The following is a 1,461-nucleotide window of genomic DNA, read 5'->3' as shown; positions in this document are numbered from 1 at the left end:
AGCGGGAACGGCGGGGACCGGGAGGCGGGGTTCCGGATCGAACACGACTCGATGGGGGAGGTACGGGTGCCCGCGCGGGCCCGCTGGGGCGCGCAGACCCAGCGCGCGGTGGAGAACTTCCCCCTTTCCGGGCAGCGGCTGGAGTCCCCCCAGATCGCCGCACTGGCACGGATCAAGGCCGCCGCGGCGGTGGTCAACGGCCGGCTCGGGGTGCTGCCCGCCGACCTCGCCGACGCGATCGCCGCCGCCGCCCGCGAGGTGGCCGGGGGGCGGTGGGACGACCACTTCCCGGTGGACGTCTACCAGACCGGCTCGGGCACCTCGTCCAACATGAACGCCAACGAGGTGATCGCCGGCCTCGCCGCCGAGCGCCTGGGCCGACCGGTGCACCCCAACGACCACGTCAACGCGAGCCAGTCCTCCAACGACGTCTTCCCCTCCTCCATCCACGTCGCCGCCGTCGGGGCCGTGCTGGAGGAGCTGATCCCCGCGCTGGAGCACCTGGCGGACACCCTCTCCCACCGGGCCGGGGAGTTCGCCGACGTGGTCAAGGCGGGCCGCACCCACCTGATGGACGCCACCCCGGTCACCCTGGGCCAGGAGTTCGCCGGCTACGCGGCCCAGGTGCGCCACGGCGTCGAGCGGCTGCGCGACGCCCTTCCCCGCCTCGCCGAGCTGCCCCTGGGCGGCACGGCGGTGGGCACCGGCATCAACACCCCCACCGGCTTCGCCGAGGCCGTGGTCGCCGAACTGGCGGCCGACACCGGCCTCCCGCTGACCGGGGCCCGCGACCGGTTCGAGGCCCAGGGTGCCCGGGACGCCGTGGTGGAGACCTCCGGCCAACTGCGCACCGTCGCCGTCTCCCTCACCAAGATCTGCAACGACCTGCGCTGGATGGGGTCGGGACCGCGCACCGGCCTGGCCGAGATCGTCCTGCCCGACCTGCAGCCCGGTTCCTCGATCATGCCGGGCAAGGTCAACCCGGTGGTGCCCGAGGCGGTGCTGATGATCGCCGCCCGGGTGATCGGCAACGACACCACGATCACCGTCGCCGGGGCCTCCGGGACCTTCGAGCTGAACGTCATGCTCCCGGTGATGGGCACCGGCCTGCTGGAGTCGATCCGGCTGCTGTCCTCCGGCGCCCGCCTGCTGGCCGACCGCACCGTGGCGGGCCTGGTCGCGAACACGGACCGCTGCCGGGAGTACGCCGAGTCCTCGCCCTCCGTGGTCACCCCGCTCAACCGGTACCTGGGGTACGAGGAGGCCGCCCGGATCGCCAAGCGGTCCCTGACCGAGCGGATCACCATCCGGCAGGCCGTGATCGACGCCGGCCACCTGGAGCGGGGCACGCTCACCGGGGAACAGCTGGACCGGGCGTTGGACGTACTGGCCATGACCCGGCCCACCGACCCGGAGCCGGGGGCCGGCCGGGCGGGATGAGACGGCGGGATCGGGGTGGGG

General features: G+C 74.1%; 1 protein-coding gene. It reads left to right on the top strand.

Translation table 11 applies throughout. The annotated features are described in order from the left end of the window. The first annotated feature begins 36 nt into the window (after positions 1–36). Positions 37–1,440: a class II fumarate hydratase gene (locus FOE67_RS25585; RefSeq protein ID WP_323385509.1), complete on the top strand. Its 1,404-nt coding sequence runs from the start codon at positions 37–39 to the stop codon at positions 1,438–1,440. The last annotated feature ends 21 nt before the right edge of the window (positions 1,441–1,461 follow it).

This window comes from Streptomyces calidiresistens (assembly GCF_014141525.1).
Taxonomy (GTDB): Bacteria; Actinomycetota; Actinomycetes; order Streptomycetales; family Streptomycetaceae; genus Streptomyces; species Streptomyces calidiresistens.
This window is presented reverse-complemented; position numbering and strand designations above follow the sequence as displayed.